This window comes from Armatimonas sp. (genome assembly GCF_043757465.1).
Lineage (GTDB): Bacteria > Armatimonadota > Armatimonadia > Armatimonadales > Armatimonadaceae > Armatimonas.
Genome location: NZ_JAYVPL010000164.1, coordinates 17,511 through 38,013, shown reverse-complemented (window position 1 = coordinate 38,013; position 20,503 = coordinate 17,511). Strand labels below are relative to the sequence as shown.

14 protein-coding genes are annotated in these 20,503 nt (G+C 59.1%); 4 read left to right on the top strand and 10 right to left on the bottom strand.

The window, feature by feature from the left end:
• Window positions 1-228: 228 nt before the first annotated feature.
• The 4 genes from ACH2ED_RS23605 (at window position 229) to ACH2ED_RS23590 (ending at window position 1,702) form a co-directional block, all read left to right on the top strand.
• Entirely contained in the window at window positions 229-657 is a 429-nt protein-coding gene (locus tag ACH2ED_RS23605) for a hypothetical protein (protein WP_395095208.1), read from the top strand.
• A complete protein-coding gene (locus ACH2ED_RS23600; protein ID WP_395095207.1) occupies window positions 654-1,079 on the top strand; it encodes a hypothetical protein in 426 nt (141 codons plus the stop codon). Before ACH2ED_RS23605 ends, ACH2ED_RS23600 begins: the two co-directional genes overlap by 4 nt.
• 77 nt (window positions 1,080-1,156) lie before the next feature.
• Window positions 1,157-1,471: a helix-turn-helix domain-containing protein gene (locus tag ACH2ED_RS23595; protein WP_395095206.1), complete on the top strand. Its 315-nt coding sequence runs from the start codon at window positions 1,157-1,159 to the stop codon at window positions 1,469-1,471.
• A 51-nt stretch (window positions 1,472-1,522) separates the two neighbouring features.
• On the top strand, window positions 1,523-1,702 hold the full coding sequence (locus tag ACH2ED_RS23590; protein WP_395095205.1) for a DUF262 domain-containing protein: 180 nt from the start codon (window positions 1,523-1,525) through the stop codon (window positions 1,700-1,702).
• Between the two features lie 117 nt (window positions 1,703-1,819).
• On the opposite strand, the gene ACH2ED_RS23585 is transcribed toward ACH2ED_RS23590, so the two are convergent.
• The 10 genes from ACH2ED_RS23585 to drmD all read right to left on the bottom strand — a co-directional run bounded on the left by ACH2ED_RS23585 (window position 1,820) and on the right by drmD (window position 20,470).
• Window positions 1,820-7,210, bottom strand: coding sequence for a DEAD/DEAH box helicase (locus tag ACH2ED_RS23585; RefSeq protein ID WP_395095204.1), 5,391 nt, complete (start codon window positions 7,208-7,210; stop codon window positions 1,820-1,822).
• Window positions 7,211-7,216: 6 nt separating this feature from the next.
• Entirely contained in the window at window positions 7,217-7,756 is a 540-nt protein-coding gene (locus ACH2ED_RS23580; protein ID WP_395095203.1) for an RloB family protein, read from the bottom strand.
• Between the two features lie 72 nt (window positions 7,757-7,828).
• The gene (locus ACH2ED_RS23575; RefSeq protein WP_395095202.1) at window positions 7,829-9,139 is read right to left on the bottom strand and encodes an ATP/GTP-binding protein; all 1,311 of its coding nucleotides are present in this window, start codon (window positions 9,137-9,139) and stop codon (window positions 7,829-7,831) included.
• Between the two features lie 87 nt (window positions 9,140-9,226).
• Window positions 9,227-9,691 (bottom strand): HNH endonuclease, encoded by a 465-nt coding sequence (locus tag ACH2ED_RS23570; protein ID WP_395095201.1) that lies wholly within the window; start codon window positions 9,689-9,691, stop codon window positions 9,227-9,229.
• Complete coding sequence (locus ACH2ED_RS23565; protein ID WP_395095200.1) at window positions 9,688-9,924, bottom strand: hypothetical protein; 237 nt, start codon at window positions 9,922-9,924, stop codon at window positions 9,688-9,690. Before ACH2ED_RS23565 ends, ACH2ED_RS23570 begins: the two co-directional genes overlap by 4 nt.
• A gap of 87 nt (window positions 9,925-10,011) precedes the next feature.
• On the bottom strand, window positions 10,012-10,251 hold the full coding sequence (locus tag ACH2ED_RS23560) for a hypothetical protein (protein ID WP_395095199.1): 240 nt from the start codon (window positions 10,249-10,251) through the stop codon (window positions 10,012-10,014).
• A gap of 112 nt (window positions 10,252-10,363) precedes the next feature.
• Window positions 10,364-11,779, bottom strand: coding sequence for an ImmA/IrrE family metallo-endopeptidase (locus ACH2ED_RS23555; RefSeq protein WP_395095198.1), 1,416 nt, complete (start codon window positions 11,777-11,779; stop codon window positions 10,364-10,366).
• Window positions 11,770-12,285 carry a hypothetical protein gene (locus ACH2ED_RS23550; protein WP_395095197.1) on the bottom strand — a complete coding sequence of 172 codons (516 nt, stop codon included), beginning with the start codon at window positions 12,283-12,285 and terminating at the stop codon, window positions 11,770-11,772. The genes ACH2ED_RS23555 and ACH2ED_RS23550 overlap by 10 nt, the downstream gene beginning before the upstream one ends.
• A gap of 47 nt (window positions 12,286-12,332) precedes the next feature.
• Complete coding sequence (locus ACH2ED_RS23545) at window positions 12,333-17,216, bottom strand: Eco57I restriction-modification methylase domain-containing protein (RefSeq protein WP_395095196.1); 4,884 nt, start codon at window positions 17,214-17,216, stop codon at window positions 12,333-12,335.
• The gene (gene drmD, locus ACH2ED_RS23540) at window positions 17,216-20,470 is read right to left on the bottom strand and encodes a DISARM system SNF2-like helicase DrmD (RefSeq protein WP_395095195.1); all 3,255 of its coding nucleotides are present in this window, start codon (window positions 20,468-20,470) and stop codon (window positions 17,216-17,218) included. Before drmD ends, ACH2ED_RS23545 begins: the two co-directional genes overlap by 1 nt.
• Window positions 20,471-20,503: the final 33 nt, after the last annotated feature.

Below are 20,503 nucleotides of genomic sequence, written 5' to 3'. Positions count from 1 at the left end.
CTATTAGATCTAAAATAAGTTATTAAATAATAGAACAAATGTTTGACTATGGTCACTTTTGGGGTATACTATTAGTGGCGGGCACTGCCCGACTAATCACCCAGAAATGGGAAAAGCGCCGGGGGTGGTCGTCGAAAACAAACCCCGGCGCTCGGAAAGGAAGCCACCAAAATGGCTACCAATTTAGATTGTAACACGCTGCTGTCTCATGTCGCTACACAGCGGGAAATGCGCGAAGCTCGCGCCGCGCAGGGCTGGTATCTCTATGCACTCGGGGAAGTGCGCTCTGAGTCTGTCACCATCATCGCTCCGGTTGTCGCAGATCCCAAAACCGGTGCTGTGGCGCAGGCCCAGTACGTGGTCTGCCGCGAAACGAGGCGCTGCTCCTGCCCGGATCAGCAAAGGCTGGATCGTGTGAATGGGCAGGCGTTTGATCTCGGGCTTCAGATTGATCCTCTGGTCTGTAAGCACGCGCTCATGGTGCCTTTGCTCCTGAACCGCGCCGAAGAAGAAGCGGAGCGGGTGCGGCTCTTGGAAGCGGCTAAAGCCGCCATCGTTGCCCCTGTCCCGGCTTCTCCTCAGGTGCGTATCTCTGGTACGGCTCAGTGGTACTTGCAGCGTCGCCGAGTTCGGATTCCTGCGGGGGCTTCTCTGTGAGCGCCCCGGCTTCTCTCGCCGCCCCGAAAGGGGCGGCCCCAAGTCCGAGTTTGGGTAAGTTACTCGGGGTGGCGTGTGATCTGTGCGCTACCGAGGATCAGCTTATCTTGGCCGGTACGCTTTGTTCTGATGGTCAGTGGCGTACGTTCCGGGTGTGCTTGGCGTGCCGTGCCGCTTGGGAGCTTCGGCCCGGTGGTCTGGAAGTGCTGGTGCATGAAGATCGGGCGGAGTATGTGCCGGAGCCTTGCCCAGAGGTGTATCAGCCTCGGCCACCGCGTGAGGTTTTGGAAGAACTGATGCGCTTGCATTCGGGCGTGTGGGCGGTCTCTGTGCTTTGGTGGTCACCGCCACGGCTGGAGGTGCTCTTGCTGCACATCACGGGGCAGAACCGCGTGTTTCGCGGCGAGGTAATCAGCGAATAAGTAAGTGGGGCCGGGGCGCGAAGCCCCGGCCCAAGACAAGTATGTCCCCCCGTCGGACGGGGGCTAGGGGGTTGGCTATGGAAGATTGGTTGACGATCAAAGAGGCGGCGGAGATGCTGAAGCTCTCAGAGCATACAGTGCGCGACCAGGTGCGCCTGGGTAAGATTCCTGCCACGAAGCTGGGGCATCGGACGGTGCGGGTGCGGCGGGCGGACATCGAGGCGCTGCTACTACGAGAAAAAGGTGGAGTCTGGGGGCCGCCGGTGAAGCTGCGAAAACTGAGCCGGACAGAGCTGGGAAGCTGGCTGCTGGAGGTGGTTGAGGGAGAGGAGAGTCCCGAGGAGAAGCTGGCGGTGATTCGTATGCTCGCCTACGGCCTTATTTCCGGATAGAGAGCGGGCGGTGGCAATTCTTCCGCTATAATTGAGCCATTGCTGTAACTCATGAAAATATCTACGATTCTCGATCACATCGATAGCGGCCATATGGCTCTTCCCGAATTCCAGCGGGGGTACGTCTGGAACAGAGATCAAGTTAAAGGACTTTTCGACTCCCTCTACCACAAGCATGCGGGCTGGCAGCAGCGTAAGGAAGTCTATCTGGCTGGTTTCCTGTGCCGATAAGCTCGCGAACACGCGAAGCATTTTGGCTGATATTCACCGGAGCGGCGACCTGGTCTCCCTCATAGCGGAGTACGAGAGAGCGGTTACAGAGCTGGAGTATGCGGCTGGCTGAGGCCCCTAATCTTCGAACCAGGTGGTATCCTCGCCGGTTTTCTTCGCCTGCTCCTTGCCAACTAGTACCTTGCCGAGCTTCACAAAGTGGAGACGCATCTTCTCTTTATCCCAGAGGTCGGTGGCCAAAATGCGTAGGACTGTATAGCCCCGGTTATCGAGTTCCTCACGGATATTTCGATCTTTCTCCTGAGTTACTTTGTTTCCATGGATGTGCTTGCTGAGGCCATCGAGGTAGAGACAGGTTCCCGGGCCGCCGTCCTCATCAGGGTAGAAGCAGTCGGGAGACGTAGAGCCTAAGGGGTGTCCTAGCTGAATTTGCTTGTGCCAGTCTGCTTCCGGGAAACCTGCCTTCTCTAGCAGTAGACGCAGGCGAGCCTCGGCGGTATTTACGGGTAGCTCCGTCCCTGTCGGCGCAATAGTAGGGGTCTTCGGGGGAATGGCGTGGCTCAGGGTGAGAGCACGTCCCCACTGCTCCAGCTTCTGGCAGACAAGCTTCCGGTTGAGGTGCTTATGGAAGTAGGCATTGCGGAAGGTTTGGAAGCAGTCAATGCAGGAGCGTTCACAGCTACCAGGACAGCTTCCGGCAACGGTGCTTGCCGCGAGAATAACTTCGGCAAATCGCGTCGTGAGCTGCTCTAACAATCCTGAGCCACCGGGCATAGGGTCAAAGAGGAGCGCAGTGGCTTGGTCGCTACCAGGCTGTCCGATCACCAGAATATCGAGGTCTTCCCGATCCATCTCTAGCACCAGGGACGCACCGATACGAAGGGCTTCCGCAAGAGAGTAGGCTTCTTCACGGGTGGCACACTCGGGCAGGGAGAGAGTATCTGCGACCAAATCTGCGTAGAATCCGACATGCTCTATGGGACGACCACAGCGGGTCTCATGATCTGTCTTGAAGTGGTCTTGCTCGGTAGTTGAGGAGAACGGTGAGCGGCTCTGACCACAGACCTGGCAGACAGGGTAGCCCAGTGCGCCGTTCGCCACGAGCGATGAAGGACCGACATTGACTAGGCGCAGGTGGACGCCGCGCCTTAGATGGAGCGTGCGCTCACCCCACTGGTAGGCATTGCCCCCTTCGTGCCGGTTGCGCTCGTGGCCATAGACATCCACCCCGAGCTGGAAGCGGAAGTCTTCATCGTCCCCGATATGCGAGACATGTGCTAGATCCACATCGCAAATGGGAAGCGCCGGGAACATCGTGGTGGTGAGAGTGGCCGCGCCGCCTTGCGTGACTGTGCCCACTTCCTGAACGGTCTGGTTAATGGGATCGACTTGAAAGCCGAGGGAGGCGTCCTGGGCTTCTAGGTGGAAGTAGCGTGGGACAAAACGATGTCCATTAGCATAGATCAGGTTTCCTGGAACATACTCACGCAGTGCCATCGCGTTTGGCCGGGGTAGCTCAAAGTCGCTCTCACCAGGGGACGACTGTGCAAGGAGGGCCGTTCCTAGAATGCTCCCTATCTCCAGGCCGTAGCCCGGCAAAAAGCCCTCGGCTGCCAGCGCCGCGAAAGTATTGGTATCGTCGTAGCCCTGCGCCTGGTTGCGTGCTTGCCGCGCTTCGCCCTTGAGCCGCTTAACCAAGCGATCACAGCGGCGGAAGAGCGCGTCTTCGTCGGGCTTCAGGGTTCCTTGTACGGCTCGCTGGCTGTCCAAGCGCCGCATCTGCCCCAAGCACCAGTGTAGGCGCTTGTGGAGCGTAGCAACGACCCGCTGAAGCTCAGCACACATATTATCGAGGCAGGCGGCGAGCCGCTCGGCAGTGACCGTGTCGGCATCCTCAGCAGGCCAGCCCTGCTCGAAGGTACGGGTGATGTAGTTCAGTAAGTCCGCCCGGTGGGTCTGGAGAAGCGTACCGAACGCAGCGACATCGTAGGGCTTCTCACGCACACGCCCACTGTCCTCGAAGAGGTAGAGACGTACCTGCTTGGGAATGGCCGTGACGATGACTTCCGCCATCTCGGCGCGCTCATTAGGCGTCAGAGTGGTATCTTTGAGACGCTGGTTGAGGCGCGTGAAGACGGTGGCATGGACGTGTTTTGCGACCATGAGCTCGTTGCGGAGGTTGAAGCGCGGCGGCTCGACACGACCCTCTAGCATCTTCAATGGTTCAGTAAAGTACGCGAGGTCGTGGCTCGTGGTGCGAGCGTAGGTGAGATTGACCGCCATGCGGTGCCGCCGCCCAGCCCGGCCCGCTCGTTGCCAGTAGTTAGCGGGGAGCGGAGGCACATTGCGCATGAGAACAGTATCCAGGGCACCGATATCCACGCCCAGCTCCAGGGTTGGGGTGCAGACAAGGGTGTTTATCGCCTCGCCCGTTTCCGCCTTGAACTGGCTCTCAATCTTTTCCCGGTCTTTGTGAGGAACTTGGGCCGAGTGCTCTTTTGGGCGGAGCATGCGCACGCCGCCATCGAGCATCCCAAGGTCGTAGTGATCCGGGTTTTCACCCTCAAAGGCCAGAGTACCGTCACAGCGCCAGGCCATACACTTGTCTTCCGGTGTTGGTCGAACCTGAGCACGGCGGCATTTCTTACAGCGCCAGACGCCGACGGAGGGAGCCAGAAGCAATTGGTCCGCGTCGATCTGGTAGGCACCGGGGCAGTTGGGGAGTGCGTTGCCTTTTGCCCCCGCAAGTGTCACGGGCTTGAGTAGCTTCAGCTCCGTGCTGAGTGTCTGCCAGAGCTGACGGATGAACTCTTCCTGGTCGTCTTTCGGAACGCCCCAGCCGCGCACTGCCTGGCGCACGACGGTATCTCCGCTGGAGCCAAGCCAGTAGGTGAGGTGCTTTTCTGTGTTGCTACCCTTCTCCAGCTTGAGGCCCTTGGGGATACCCTTGAGCTTGGGGAGATAGCCCCGCTGAATCTCGAAGTCGCCGTCTAGCCAGAAGTGAGAGAATACTTTCGTCTCCGGATCGAGTAGGTAGAAGCCGCGGCGGAAGCGGTCCAGTAGAGCAGCGATGCCATCACGGAGGCGCTCTGGGTTGAGATAGAGTTGGGTTGACCAGTTAGCGATAAAGGGCACCTCTGGTGTGAGCTGGTGGTAGTCGATGCGAAGCCGACCCAGCGGCTCCAGACCACGGCGGTCTTTGAGACTGGTGGTCAGCTCGCGCAGGATCTGAATGCGTAGGTAGCGCCGTCGCTGGTTGGCATGCTCTAGGCCGGTTGCGGTGGGCTTTGCTACCTGCCAGACTTCGGGGATCAGGGCTTCGGAGAGCTCGGGGTCGCTGTCTAAGTAGCGCTCCAGGTAGGCGGTCAGGTCGCCGATGGAGAGTGCGCTCTTTTGGATGCGCTCCATCATCAAAGCGCGGAATCGGAAGCGGCGGGCGTGATCACGCATCCAGCCAGCCTGGAACGCAGCGTCCTGACGGTTGTCGGCAAAAACCAACAGGCGCGGGCGCTCGGCATGGTGGATCATCTCCTGGGCGAGGATATGGACATCGGCGACAGCGACGGCACGCACGGGGCGGGCGGGTTCACGGTAGTTGCCACCACGAGGCGCTCCTGGTGAGCCGCAGGAGACGCAGCGTGCGAGCTTGCCAGGGAACGCTGGGTTCTGGGCGACCGCGAGCAGGCGCACGGGCGGCTCGTCGTGGCCGCAGGAGGCGCAAGAAGAGAAAGCAGTCTCATGGAGCGTTCCACAGACGCGACACAGAAACACCTCCGCGAGCTTGTCCGATTCTTCTGCCTCGTCGTCCTCGTCGAGCGTTGCAAGGAGCCGATTGGTGAGAACAAGGCGCTTGCCCCCTAGACTGCTTTCTTGTGACTGCCAGTAGCGCTGCGTCCCTTTGAGCTGCCCGCCTCCGGGCATGTCCTTGGTGAAGGAGAAGTCGGCGGCGTGATGCTCGAAGTAGTGCTGGCCGCAGGTGTTGCAGGTCAAGATGGGCAGACGCGCACTTCCTTCGTCACCGCTGTTTCTCAGAGCGTCTTCAGCGGAGAGGTGCAGGCGAACACTCTCACCCACCAAGGGGAAGGTAACGACGGCACCACTGACCCCACGGACGAAGCCGTGCATCACGGGGCGCAAGAGAGGGCGTGCGTCTTGGCGTGCTGCTGCGCCCAGCGCGAGCCAAGCGAGAATCTCGCTCTCAGGTATTCGTCGTCCGATTCGTCCTCGTAGGCCGTCCACGAGGTCTTCCAGGGACAGGGGCTTCTTGAGAATATCGGCGAGCTGGTAGACGATCTGGTTGCGCGATAGATCTGCGTGCAGTGCCTCTTCCCAGCCATCTGAGGAGAGTATCGTGCCGGTCATGGCTTGGTAGGCTGCGGGAACAGCCTGGGCTGCGTTGGGCGTGTCTACAGCGGCGAGGACGGCTTGGAGGTGGTCGTTGGAATCGCCCGGCGGCGCAAGGGGAATCTGGCGGTGCGGCGACCAGACATCAGATTCATACTCTTCGCCGATCAGGGTGACGCTCTCACGCTCGACCCCAAAGAAACGTGCGGCAAAGTCGCGTCCGGCCTCGATGCCGCGCTCGGGATCGGCGATAGTGGCGGAGGTGGCGACGCAGGTGGTTTCGTCGGCGCTCCGGCCACAGAAGGTGCGTAGGCGACGGATGAGGCAGGCGGTCTCTGCTCCCACAGCTCCGCTGTAGGTGTGGGCTTCGTCAAAGACCAGATACTCCAGTCGCGCATTGGTAAAGAGTTCGACATCGGTTGTGCGGGTCAGGAGCAGCTCTAGCTGCTTGACGTTGGTGAGGAGAATGCGCGGCGGGTTCTCACGTAGCTCCTGGCGCGAGGGGCGCTCTTCCAGGGGGTGGATCACGACATTGCGTTTCTCGTCTTGTGCCTTCTTCAGTGCCGCCTGATAGGTTGCCTGGGATGCCCCCGCCGTGAGCCGTGTACCCGTCACCTGATCGCTTCTCTCGGGGGTTTTGCCGACGTACATCCCAAACGTGATGCCGGTTCCGGTGAGAAGCCCACGTAGGCGCTGGAGCTGGTCTTCAGCCAAGGCATTCATGGGATAGACCAGCACGGCGACGATGCCCGGCTCGGCGTTCTCATCGCGGAGCTTCAGGCAACGGGAAAGAATGGGATAGAGAAACGCCTCGGTCTTGCCCGAACCAGTGCCCGTTGAGACGAGGGTCGTCTTCCCTGCACCGATAGACCGGAAGGCTTTCTCTTGGTGGGAGTAGAGCGTCGGGTAGGGGTGGAGTGTCTCCAGAAGCGGGTGCGCCAGTCCCTCTCCAGCGAGTGTCTTGAACGATGCGCCGGGACGAAACGCACGGGAGAGGCTGACATATGGCCCCTTGAGTAGCGGCGTCTCACGTGTATGCTCCAGAGAGAGCAACTCGCGCATCTGGGCGTAGAGCGTGGGGTCGGAGAAGGGGTACGCGGTGAGCTGGTACTTCAGGAAACCACGGACGATCTTCTCCGTGTAGGCAACAGGGTTCAGGGCCATAGTTGGTTATCCTCGTGCTTCTCGCTCCGCTTGAAGCGTGCGAATCAGGTCTTGGACGCGGGTGCCAGGGCAGCAAGCTGAAGGTGATTCTCCACTGGTGTAGCCTGTCATGAGCGTGTCTGCGTTCTGAAGAGCCGTGGCGAGCAATGGCTCTAGTGTTGTCCAGTGGTCTGCCACCTTGTTGTAACTGGTGGGCATTAGGCGATCTAGCTGCTTGATGTAGCGATCACGCGCATTGACACCCCGTGCAGGCGCATTGGTGTAGTGCAGCACGAACCAGAGTTCAAAGGACTCATTCGACCAAGCGGCGTAAACGTTCCCCGTAGCCTGCCCGATGGCCGTATCAAAGGTTGTTGAGTCTAGGTCGTCTTTATCCACGACGCACCAGACTTCATCGTGCTCCTGTCGTTGTTTGATTGCCTCTGCTATTACTTGTTTGGCTTGGCCCAGAGGACGGTTTGGCACCTTGAGAGCAGACAGCCGCCAGGCGCGTTTGAGTCCATTGAAGTAGTTTGGTTCGGTCTCTGTGCCATCAGAAAGGATCAAGATGCTCTTCCCCTCTGTGCGCGTTGGGCGTCCCCCTCGTTCTTGTCGAGTTGGTGCAGGGCGCTTGGGCATCTAATTGCTGCCCTCAGACTTAGCGGGTGTTTCCTCCAGAAGGCGAGACCAGTCTCCTAGGAAGGGAATCGCCCCGAAGCGTCCGTCAATATAGTCTCTTTCCAGATCAGCTCCCTTGCGCTCTGTTTTCTTGAACTCGGCCAAAGAGTAGAGCTGTGATGCACCGTAGCGGTCTTTCTCGGTGAACCATATCTGATCGCGGCGGAACGAATTACTGTGGAGCAAGTTGGTATCGTGCGTCACAAAAACGAGCTGTGCTCCATGAGGGTTGGTTTCTTCCGACTGGAAGAGGCTGATAATGGCGCGGGTGAGAAGAGGATGGAGCTTGGCATCGATCTCATCCACGAAAAGCGTATTGCCTTTGTGTAAGGTATCGAGGATAGGGCCAGCGAAAGCAAAGAGTTTCTGAGTGCCTTGAGATTCCGCAAGTGCAAACGGGAACTCCATCTTGCCGATTTGTTTGTTGCCCGCATCGAAGACGGGATGCTCTGCTTGGAGACGCAGATCGCTAATGATTTGCTCGCCCTGATTTTCTGATCGCTTGACGGTATCCAGTAAGTTTTTTGCCTCATCCTCTTCGGCAAGTCTGAGGTTTGAAATGCCGACATCCGCTTCCTTGATGAGCTTCAGAATCTCTTCGCGGTAGTGGCCTTTTTCAAGGCTCTCGATGGTAAAGCGACGTAGCCCCTCCTCATGCAAGCCTGAGATTGCGTCTGTTCTATCACGCATAAAGGCGACAATGGCTTTGGAAAGTTCGCCCCCACGGCTTTTACTACACTGTGTCAGAAAGAGCGCCTCAGGATTGGTGAGAGTATTTCCTTCCAGGAAAGCGGTGCCTTCACGAAAGCTGCGGTTGCGCTCTACGGTGCTGCCTTCTCGCTCGAAGAGGGTCGTTTCCCAGGCAGAGCGAGAGACGTAGAGCCACTCCGCAGCCACTGTCTCTTCCTTGACGGAGAATCCGTACCGATAGGGGATTCCTTCCAGCAAGAAGCGTAGCTCCAGCACCACGGGTTTCTCCATCGCGCTGGTGTTGAGCTGGAAGGGGTATATCTCGAAGTGGAAATCACTATCACTGGAGGCGAGAATCGCTTCGCGGAAATCGCTGAAGGCTTCGATCAGACGCGATTTGCCACTTGCATTGGGGCCATAGAGGGCGGCGGCTCGAAGCAGGCTCAGTCGGTCATTGACGGGAATGACGTTGGCGCGCTCTAGCTCCTGGTCGGCCTTGCCCCGGTTAGGAGCTGCGATTAGGCTCAAAGTGCTCCTGTCGCGGAAGGGGCCGTAGTTTTCAACGGTGAAGTCGATAATCATTTCGTTGCTATTAGCTTACCTTGAAATGTCAATTATCTACTGTTTTAGCAGGCTGAAGCCCTTTTCTTTGCTATCTTCTCGCAAAACTTAGGAAAAGCGCTCTTCCAGGCGTTGGAGCCGCTGGGAGATCTGGGCAAGCTCACGGCGGAGTTCGGCTTGGGCATGTTGCTCCAGGCGGCGCTCCTGGATACGGAGTCGGTGCCGAACCAGGGGAGCACGGTTGAGGTGAAGCCGCTCGATCTGGCGCTCTCCTGCTTCGGTGAGGGCGGTGAGCCGTCCGTCGGTTTCCTGGCGCAGGTGTACCCCCAAGTCGTCGTTCAGGGGATGAAGCAGGCGTAGGGCAGGGTCGCTGGGCCAGTAGTCGCTCTTAAAGGCATTGCAGGCAGGGCAGCAGTAGACGAGGTTTTCCAGAGCATCAGTGCCTTGTGCTGTCTGTGGCTGAAAGTGATCCAGGGTCAGTTCTGCGCCGACCTCCTCTTCGGAGACACCACAGTAGCCACACCGACCTCCGTAGAGAGAGCGTATGGTTCGCCGCAGTCGGGCCGAGATCATGCGGCCTGAAGCAGCCGGGCGATCTCGGCATCAATGCGCTTACGGCGGTGCTGTGCGGTCTTCCAGGTGGTCTCCAGGCTCTGAACCAACGCAGTCTTCTCGGTAAGCAGGCTCTCCAAGCGGCGATTACGTTCCCGAAGCGTCGCGGTTTCTGCCTCTATCCGGTCGCTTGCGGCATCCAGTAGAGTGTCGAAATCAGTGACTTCCTCAGGAATAGTAGATGAATCAGGCATGAGCATTCTCCAGAGGCATTATATCTGAAAACTCCAGTGCCCTCTGTCCCCAAAATCGCGCCACCTGGTTTCGTGAGTCAGGGGCAACTACAGTTGGATTCGGTACGATCCGCGAACCGCCCCCCGCCGGATGTATTCGGTTCCTTCCACACTGATTGAGATCTCTGCTCCAGAATCAATATCGAGGTCAAACTCAACCTCACCATCGCTGTTGGTGTAGCCCTCTTTGCTACCGCTTGCGAGGAACTGATATATCCAAAGGCTGACTCGGACACCTTTGGCAGATGTGCCGTCTCCGTTGTAGACACGAACTAGGACGTTTCTCATTATCTTTTCCTTACTCTTCTTCCTCGAACTCTTCGAGGATTTTTTGTGGGATTTGAGAAAGGGTACGCGGTGTGGGCAACAGGGTTCAGAGCCACAACAGAGTCAGCATTCGTCAGACTTCAGGGAATAGGTCAAGAATTTCCTGTGATTTTGCTCGGTAGGTTTCTTCATCGGTCATCAGATAATCTGCTGCTGTTTGTTCGGTTAGCCAGCCTGCACGTTGAGCCATTACAACATATACCGAGAAGTAACCACGGCGAGACTGTGGAGTCTCAGGAATTGGGGGCTGATCATCTTCAAATCGTTCTGCACCACGCCATTCATTGGCTATGCCATTATCAATGTCCTCAGATACGGGTAAATCTATTTGGCGATTAAACGCATTCCAAATATGATATTTAGCTGCTGAAGCGCTTATACCAAAGTGAAGCATCACATCGTTAATATCATTATTACGACTATAGATACTCCGCAGACTTTCTTTCGGAGCAATAAGTTCTATTGCAAAAGCATTCGCACGAGCCTCAATAAGATAATCTGGCTGTGTCGAACGTGGTGATTTCAATGACTCTATATAACCATATTTGTCTATTGTAATGCCTTTAAGTTTTTGCGATGGATCCCACAAAAGATGCCCTAACTCGTGAGCTATAGTTGCACGTCGCACTAAGGAATTTTCATTTTTCCCTCTCGTATTTACGATAATACCGCGTGCTCCATTTGACTCAATAGTTGCTCCTGCAATTTCGGGGGCCAATTCTTGATTGATCAGAGGAATACGTAAACGGTGACAAATGTCCCTCAGTGAAGTAATAGCTTCTATAGATGAGAGTCCTATTGTGCTGCGGGTTCGCTGTGAAAGATCATCAGCTATCCTATACACTGGTCTTTCAGAATTCCCATAGTTGAATGTAGGTTCAAATGTAGGTATTTGAAACTGTGGTTCCAACAGTCGCTGCAATGCAACCTGAGTCTCAATGACCCATGCGGCTTCAGAAAAAGCAGCGATACTTCGAGCGGGTAACCTTCCAGGAGAATCGCTCCATGATTTGAGACGAACCCCAAGGACAGGATCACCGCCAGCGCCAGGGACAACACTGAGCTTATTTGGGTCTAATCCGAGTTCCCTGGCAATTTTCTCTAAAGTACGAATATGAAGTCGAGCAAGCGGATTCTCTGACTCAAAAACTTCTTTTTCCGTAACTTTAGCTTTTTTTGCAATTAGCTTTGCATTACCATCTAATCCAAGACTTTCTCGTCGTTTCTTTATTGTTGCGAAAGGCTCCTTGGTATTTCGTGTGAAAATTGCGCTTCCATCTTCTACTATTTCGATAAGACGGTGAATCCCAAAAAGGTTAAGTGCTTGTTTCGCAGTGAACGTTGTCCCGGTAGCTCCAGGAACAAAAAAGGATAGTTCATGGGTACTGCGTACAAAAATCTGAGAGGATGTTTGTGCTCGTTCTTCTGGCGTAGAACCATTGCTGTCCTCTCCAAAAATGGCGTCGAGAAGCGAAGATGCTATTTCCATCCTTCGGCTCCTTCCAAGAGAACACGGGCTGGCGCTTTTCTTACGTTATCCCACCCGAAGCAACAAACTTTGTATCCTGCCTCGCGAAAGCCATCTACACTCGCTTCTAACTCTTCTGGGCTACGTGCGGGGTAGCGGCCCGATCCGCCGTTGAGCCAAATATGCTCGCTGCCGCGAAACCAGAGCTCACCACCACTGTGTGCAGGGATATTACCAAATAGGTTCGTATGCGCCAGCTTGCCACGCCCACAGCTCTTCCCCAGTTCGCCGTGCTCCAGCGCGACCCGAACATCGTCGGTTCCGATCAGCCAGAGGTGTTTTGTGGCTTCATCCGTCCAGGAGCCGGACACCGTTACAGTTGTTGGTGCCTCTGTCAGCGAAGATATTTCCGGATGTGGAGATTTGTTTTCAAGTGCATCAGCAGGTTCTCCTGTTCGCGGATTTGATTCGCGGGCAGGATGCCCTTTTCGATATTCGTCAAAATGCGGAGATGCGAAAGTACTCATTACAACGTTACCAATACTATTGGATTCTACCCCATAAATCTCCTCCGTCAAAATTCCAGCGCCCCTTGCCCCCCAAACAGCGCCGTCTGGCCGCGCCCGTCGGTGGCGGGCGGTGGGGTTGTGGTGCTCTCGCCTGCGAGCTCGCTCAGGAGTTCGGCGTAGCCGTCGTGGCCTAGCAGGTTGCGGGCGTGGCGCTCGCACTCTGCCCAGGATTCGGCGGGGTCTTGGGTCGTTTGCCCGTCGTGGAAGCGCTCGCCGAGGCGCTCGCGGACGGGTTGGTACTTGGTGGCACGTTCGTCGTGGCCGAGGTTGTGGTCGGTGAGGCGCAGGGTTTCGGGAAGCTCCCAGCCGCCGTCGTCGGGGTCGGCGCAGAAAGCGGCGAGGGCGTCGTCGTGGCTGCCGCCTGCGCTCTCGACGCGTTTGAGGAGGTCGGCGAAGGCGACAAGGCTGAGGACGGTGTGGCGTAGCTCCGGGTCTTTTTCCTTGTCCACGCGCCAGAAGCCTTTGGGGTCGAGCTGGCGCGTGAAGGCGATGCTGGTGGACTGGGCAAGTGGGTGGTCACAGTCGCGGAGAATCCACGCGAGGTCGCCCTGGTCGAGGCCGTAGAGGAGCGCGACGGCGGCATCGAGGACGCAGCGAAGGCGGAGGCGTTCGTGGTCGGTGAGTGCCCAGAGGCGACGCCAGGGGATTTCCCCAATGGTGGGTGTGGCTTTGCGTAGGCGAAGCCAGTCGGAAGCAAACCATAGATCAGGAATTGCCAATTGAGCAGCAGGGACACTGATTATAGATGCCTGTGTGCTGCTGATTGCGGTATAGCCTGTTTCCTGTAAGTAGTTGAGTGTGAGGTGTAGTCCACCCACACGGAGGCGGAGTAGATTGTCTAAGGAAAATGAGTTGCAGACAGCCAAAAAAGCAAGCGTCCGAACGGTATCTCCAAAGGGTAAATATAGTACGGGAGCGGAGTGACCAAACGGTACAGAAGAGTGGAACGTAGCGTACATCGTTCTCGCGTTAGTCGCTGAACAAATGTCCATGAATGCAACTTTTGCAGTTTGTGGCATTGAGGCGTATGCGGTTTCTCTACCCATCAAGTACTGCGGCTCAATGACTTTCCGCTTGAATGGAATGTCTTGCCAAACGGAGCCACGACCTTTGCCACTTACCCACCCTTTCTGGCTGAAATCAAACTGCCCGATCATGCGGCCTTCGTAGAGCGGAAGGGCGATGTCTTCGATGTCGTCTTCGTGGACGTACTCGCCGTTGCCAAGACGGATCACGCCTTCCATACCGCTTGAGATTCGTGTCTGTCGAAATTTTAGCCAGCGTCCGTACTCGTCGCGCTGGTAGCCTTTGGCGATCCACTGTTCCAGCGGCGGGAAGAGCTTGGAGTCGTTGGTCATGTCGAACTCACGAGCGTATTGGATGCCCCAGCCGTCTGCGGTTTCGTCGCCGAGGAGCACGGAGCCGTCGTAGAGTTTCTCAAGTGCCCGCCGGTCACGCTCGGAGCGGATTTCGAGAATGGAGTGCGTGGACGGGCTGAAGCGCTCGACGAGGGACTTAGGATAGGCGAAGGCGTGGCGCTCGGCGTTTTCCCAGTCGGAAAGACTTCGCTGCATGAACGCGGTCTGGATCGCCTCGGTCGTGCCGCCCTTCTCGATGATGAGTGGACAGAACTTGAAGCGGCTATCAATATCGAAGATCTTCTCACGGTTCTCGAAACCGAAGAGCCAGTGCCAGCGGCAGTGGTTGAGGAACAGGCGGCGCAAGTCGCCCGCGCCTTTGTCGGTGTAGATATTTGCCGGGACGATCATACCTAGGCGTCCGCCGTCTTGGAGAAGCGCGTGTGCCAGCTCTAAAAACAGCTTGTAGGTGTTCACGTCGGCGCTGCCCTGATGGATAAACGGGTGACGCGGGTCGGTGTAGCCTGTGCGCTTGGCTCGCCGCTGTCGCCAGCCGCCGTGCAGCGCGTCGTTTTCTTTCTTCTTCCCAAACGAGAACTTCCCGGCTTCCGTGAGCGGGTCGCCGAAGGGATAGCCGCCGTTCTTTACCCAGTTGGAGAGCGACTTGAGGTTCGCATTGTAGGTCAGCCAGTCGCGCTCGATCTGTGGAGTCGCGGCGAAAAGCTCCTGCTGGCGCTTGAGAGCTTCTTGCTTGCCATAAGCGCGGTAGAGCGGATCAATATTAGAGAAGAACTCTTTCGAGTTAGGTTTCTGTACCTCCCACGGGGGATTGCCGAGGATGGCGTCGAAGCCACTCCCTGCCCGCTGGAACACATCGGGAAACGCCAGCTCCCAGTGAAAGAAGTGGTGCTGCTCGGTGAGCGCGGCGACAGTCTCATCGAACGACGGAGCGGCTCCGGGGAGCGGCGCGTCGTCGAGGCGGTCGGTCGGCCAGAACCAGAGGGCGCACCAGGTGTCGAAGGCGCGCCGCAGGGCGGTTTGTGCGGCGTCGGAGCGGAGAGTGGCCCACGTGCGCTCTTGCTGGTTCACGTCCCAGAGCGACGTATCGTGCATGCCTTCCAGCGCGGTGCGGGCGGCGGCGTGGACGGCTTCGGGCTTCTGCGTGGCAGCCGTATCCTCGCTACTCACCTGTCCCGTGATCCACTTCGTCAGTGCGGGGCGCAGTGTCTCCTCGACATACTTCTTCAGCGCCTCGTCGGTCGCCTTATCGCCCGTCTGCCGCGACCAGGCCAGCGCGGGGTAGTCACGGAAGCGGTCGAACCAGCACCCGATGAGGCCGTTGCCGTTTTGTAGCTTGTGATCGAGGAACTCAAAAGGCAGCTCCCGATCCATCGTCTCCACCCAGAGCGCCAGGCGTCCCAGCTCCACCGCCAGCGGGTCGAGGTCAACGCCGTAGAGGCACCGCTCCACCACATGGCGCTTCAGGCGCGAGCGGACATAGGTTTCGGCGAGGTCGGCATCTATGGGAAGCCCGGTGAGGGTCTGCTGGAACCATGCGGGGCGGCTATCTTGCTCCGGGGCGACAAGCCGGTTTGCCGCTTCGTCGCGCACCAGCCAGCCGTGATGAAACAGACTGCTCCAGAGCGCCGTGGAGAGAAAGCCCAGCGCTGCCACCAGGAACGAGGCGCTTCCCATGGACGTGTCACAGACCTTGAGCGCAAGGATTGCTTCGGGGGAGCGGGGGATCTCGCCGTCGTAAGCAAGTGGGCGCAGGGTGCGTTGCACGGTTGGGACAGCGAGTGCGGGGCGTGTGTAGAACGTCCCCGCGCCCTTGCGCGTGCCGCCCCAGCGCACCAGGAACCACTCACCGGGCAGGATCACGCGCCGCAGGAGTGCATCAGCAGCCTTGGCGGTCTGCGGGTCTTCGCCCCCGCCCAGTGCGAGCTGCGCCGCACTGCCGCGTCGTGCTTTGGGCTTCTTGCCGTCCGCCTGCACCGCACGAAGCGCCCACTGCCGCGCTCGATCACGTGCTGCCTTGCGGGCGTCATCTGCGCTGAGAACTTCCTCTTCGTCAGGCTCGGGCATTTCGGTTTCATCGCCCTCGGCGTCCTCTTCCTCTGCCTCGGTTTCCTCAACCTCCGCGCTTGCCTCTTCCTCGTCGCCGCCCGCCGCCGCCTTGTTCTTCTTCTTGAACTCCTTAAGTAGCGCCGTCAGCGTCTTATCGTCCATGCCCTCCAAGCGTGAGAGCGGAAGCGCGGGCTCGTCCCCAATTCCCACAAAGACCACCGGTTCCTCGGCGCAGCGTAGCTCGTAGTCCAGCAGTCCCTCGTAGAGAATCCCGATGTACTCGCTGGAGAGGTCGGAGAAGTCCACGGGCGTCGGCACCCAGACACTGCCGCCCCCTTGGCGCACTTTCACGCGGCTCTTGCACAGCAGCTCCAGCAGACGCGAGACCACATCATCGCCGGGCGCGTGCTCCGGGTTCTCAAAGACTGCCAGCACACGAGAGACTCCCTCTCCCTCTGGCTTTCCTGGGGTGAAGAGCCCGCCACCGTAGGCAGGCACACTCAGCAAGGGATGGTGGGAGCCGTGGTAGATCAGCGAGAAGAGCGCGATGACGCGCGGCCAGGCGGCGTGCCGGTGGCGCAGGCGCTCCTCGGAGCCAACCCGCTCCAGCGACTCACGCAAGCCCTGAAGCCCATAGGAGCCGTGGTAGATCGGGTTGTCACGGGGCAGCAAGTCCCGCGCCTCGGCAAAGAGCGCCACTACCATCCGCATGATGATCCGAGTTGCAGCAAGGTAAATGTCGCGCGGCGCGAGGTCGGCTTTTGTCAGCGCCTCGCCGTGGCTCTGGATGAGAAGCTCCACCGCCCGCCGGACGCGCTCACCCAGCTCGGCGGAGAGCTCGGCCTGCCCGCGCCGGGAGTCCTGGATCGCCGTGACGAGCGTGCCCTCAAGCGCCTTCGGCCCTAGCAAGCGACGCAGGGCTTCGAGCTGTGGCCCCGGCTTCCCTTCCTCAAACCACAGCGACGCATCGGACTCTGCCCAGGCATCCCAGTCCAGCCCCGCCGCGACAATCCGCCACTGTGCGTGGTTCGTGAGCAGAGCCACCGGCTGGCCCGCTTGGCGCAACCACTCCGTCACCCGGCTCACCGCTCGCCGTCCCCGCCCAATCCCGAGACGCGGTGTGTCGTCCACAAAGACCGGCAGGAGCGCACCACTCGCACTCTTCCAGACACGACGTGGCCGAACGATCTCGCCTGTCAGAGCGGCGTGCGAAAAACTCGTGTCGGGCTGCTTGTTCCAGTTGCCCCCTGCTGTCGGGTTCAGACCCAGCACGCGCTCCAGCACAAGAGTCAGCAGCTCTGTCTGCGCCCCTGGCTTCACCAGCAAGCGGCGCAGGTTCTCGACATGATCCGAGCGCAGAGGCGGTGGCGCTGCCTCATCAGGGAAGCGATCCAGCACACGGGCCGGGGCGATCAGAAGACCGCCATGCCGTAGCGATGCCCACCAGAAGCCTTTTTCTTGCATCAGCGGCCTCCCTCAGGCAGGCGAATCTCCACGGTCACAGGAAAGACCCGCGCCTCGCCTCGCAGTGCGAAACGCTTCGGAAGTACGCCCTCGACAATGCGCTTGCGCTCACGAGCGAGCAGTTCCCGCAGCTCCTCGTAGCGCTCCTTGCGCCGCTTCAGCTCCTCTTCCTTTTCCGCCTGGGTCTTGGCGATCTGCCCCACACGCTCATCTTCTCCAAAGAGTGTCGGCTGTGCCTTGAGACTTGCCATCTGCGCATTCATCTCCGCGATCTCCCGCTCCAAGCGCTGGAGAGTCTGCTGCTGAATCATGGCGGAGAGCTCGCCTTGGCGGCTCTGGAAGCGCTCCTGTTCCTCACGGGTTGCCGCTTTGCCATCGTCCTGAAGCGCCCGCGTCAGGCGCTCTGTGAGCAGCTTCCCCGCTTCGCGCAAGAGCGCCCGTACCTCGGTATCCACCTCGCCCCAGATCTCTCTAGCCCGCTCCGCATCTCTAGCATCGAAGGTCAGGGAGGCAGGATAGAGCACACGTGCCGCTTGGTGTGGCAGCGCGTCGTCCAGCTCGCCATTACGAATCGGCAGGCGCAGGGTATGTACCCAGTGGTGGAAGCGCTCACGCAGCTCGTTGACCGCCACCTCCTCGACCGTGAGCAGGATCAGTGCATCACAGCCAGGCGGAACCCCACCACGGCGCACCGTCCACCGCGTCGCCTTTTCCTCGCTGCCCCCGCCCGGAAACCGTAGGCGAGCAAACGAGGCCAGCGCCCGGTGGTAGAGCGGGTGGGCCAAGTGCAGGAGCGCCGTGTCTTTCACCGTGCGGAAGATCGGTCGTCCGTTGATGGTCTCCAGATAGTACGCGGGATCGAAGACCAGCGCGGGCAAGGCTCCGGGCGTCTTGGCAGTTCCCCCACGGCGCAGGCAGGTATCAATAAGTGCGTTCCAATCCGACGGGATCGGGTGGCGCAGGCGCACTCGGCGTGGGTCGCTCGTGTCGGTATCAAAGCGTGGTCGCCCACCGCTGGCCGCCAGCGCCGTCTCCAGAGTCTCCGAGAGCGTCTGTGGTGTGAGGTCCAGTTCCGCCGCGAGTGCCTCCAGCCGCTTGGCCTCGCCCGCCTCGCTGATAGGAGCCTTCGCCGCTGAGCGCAGGATCTCCGTTCGGTCGTGCACAAGGGCAAGGGCACTGTCTAGGTCTATCTCCACGTTAGCCGCAGACTCGTTCTGGATAAAGCGTCGCTGGAAAGCGGTGTCAAAGACCTCACCCGCCGAACCTAAGTCACTACGAATCGAGTTCACCTTCCGCACGACCACACCGAGAAACTTCAGATCGGCATCATCCTGTGTGTCGAAGTGAAAAACCCCCACATCACGAGACTGCCCATGGCGATCCAGACGCCCGTTGCGTTGCTCCAGCCGGGACGGGTTCCAGGGCACATCGAAGTGCAGTAGGTAGCGGGCTGTGGCCTGGAGGTTCAAGCCCTCAGCGGCGGCATCGGTGCCGATCAGGATGCGCACGGCGCTGGCTGGGTCGTTGAAGGCCAGCTTCACGGCGGAGCGCTCATTGTCGTCCATCCCACCAAAGAGTGTCACGAGCCTCCCCGGCTCTTTGTAGCGCTGATTGAGGCGACTCACTAAGTAGTCTAGCGTCGTCTTGTACTCTGTGAAGATCACCAGTCGCTCGGTGTCGCTCCATGCCCCGTTAGGCCGTAGATGCTTGTCAATCAGCGCACAGAGCGCCTCGAAGCGAGCATCTACCAAAGGCATCGTCCCATCGCGCTCCAGACCAAGTGCCTCCAGCGCCCGCTCTACCATTGCTGACTCACTCTGTAGCTGCACCGCCATGGGACGGAGCCACGCTCCCACGATCTGCACTGCATGACCCCGGCGGCTCTCCGCCTCACGGTCATCGCCCGTCTCTTCCTCGGCACTGCGACCAGCGGCCTGTACCTCATCTGCGTCGGCGGCTTCTTCTAGCTCCAGACCCTGCCGGTAGCGCCTCCAAGAATCCGCAAAGGCATAGGGGCAGGAGAGCAGGCGCTTGCCCAGGATCTCGACTGCAAACGCCCCGGCGAGCTGCTCACGCCGCACGGACTGCGCCACCAGTGAGCGCACCTTCCCCCGAAACGCTTGAAACGCCACCGAGAGTGCTTGCTCACTTGGGTGAAGCGAGAGCGGCACCGCCGTCAAGAAACGCTCACAGAATCGAGGCGGGTTTGACCGCTGGTTGATCTCAGACTTTAGTCGCCTCACCAGGACATCCTCGACGCGTAGCCGTTCTGCGGGACTGATCTCGCTGGTCTGGGTAAAGCGCACGGGATCGAGCAGCTCCAAGAGGCCCGTGAACGAGCGCGTGTGTCCATTGTGTGGTGTGGCGGAGAGAAAGATGCGGTGCTCGAAGTGCGGCGCGAGGAGCCGTAGCATCTTGGTTAGCTCACTATCTGCCCCGAACGGCGCGGGGGAGAGGTTATGCACCTCATCCACAATCAGCAAGTCCCAGGGCAGATGGGTTGAGCCGTCTGGCATCCGGCAAGCCGCCAGAAACGACTCCAGCACATCGGGTTGCTTCAGGTAGTGGTAGCTCGTGATGATGCGCGGAAAGGTGCGCCAAGGGTTGGCATCCAGGCCGAGATTCTTGCGGAGCTGGTGGGTCTGATCACGGTCCACCACATCGAAGCTGAGCGAGAACTTCTCGTCCATCTCCTGCTGCCACTGCACCCGCAGCGACGCCGGGCTAAGAATCAGCACCCGCCGAATCCGCCGCCTCAGGAGCAGCTCACTGAGCACCAGCCCCGCTTCGATGGTCTTTCCAAGCCCCACATCATCGGCGATCATCAGCGCGATGCGTGGCATGCGCAGTGCCTTGAGCAGCGGCACGAGCTGAAAGTCTTCGACCTGGATCGCCCCATGAAACGGTGAGGAGACCGGCATACGTGTCAGAGGGCCGTCTGCGCCATCGGGATCAAGATAGGGAGAGAGCGCCGTCCACCGCGTCGCTCGCACCAGTGCATCCGCATCCGCAGGAAGCATCGGTGCCCGCTCCAGGCTCGGTAGCGCCGCAGGCTCCAGCAGACGGGCTCCTGGCTCCCGCTCCCAGACTAAGTTCTCCTCGGGCTCTCCCTCCACATCCAAGTACTCTACTGTCGTCAAGTGGAGCCGACCAGTGGGGCCATCGAACGGCTCTACTGCACTAACCAAACCCCGCCGGTTTCGAACGGTCGCCAACATACCTACGGTCGGATTGAGAACGACTTTGGAATCCATGTGTGTCTACGTTCGCGTTAGCCCTACGGTTCT